Origin of the sequence: Undibacterium sp. RuTC16W, assembly GCF_049339445.1 — a bacterium.
Lineage (GTDB): Bacteria > Pseudomonadota > Gammaproteobacteria > Burkholderiales > Burkholderiaceae_D > Undibacterium.
Map to the genome: position 1 here is coordinate 1 of NZ_JBMPPE010000055.1, position 381 is coordinate 381.

1 other RNA gene is annotated in these 381 nt (G+C 61.9%); it reads right to left on the reverse strand.

From position 1 onward, the window contains the following. Nucleotides 1-381: a transfer-messenger RNA gene (gene ssrA, locus ACO0K4_RS19505) on the reverse strand; the annotation flags it as partial.

Genomic DNA, 381 nt, shown 5'->3' on the forward strand with positions numbered 1-381 from the left:
GGGTGGAGATGCCGGGAATTGAACCCGGGTCCGAAAGATTCGACCCTCGGAAATCTACGAGCGTAGTCGGTCGAAGTTCGTCATCGCAGGGGTCTCGTCCGACCAGAACTCACTGCGACCAGCCGCTGGTCTTTCGCGCAGGCAGCGGCGTCGTGCGCGGCACTCCACCTTTGTCTCGCCCGATCCGTCACCCGGTGGAGAACGGTGCCGGCGGACGCAGTCTCATCTATGGAGACTGACTGTCATGGTCTCGTCACACTAGGCGGCGAGGGGCATGGCAGCGTAGGAAGTGCGGTTGGCACTTGATTTTTTGCGCTGATTTCACGAGTTCGGCGCCTCTCGGCTCGCATTCCGGGACCAGCCTCTCCCGTCGAAGCCTGT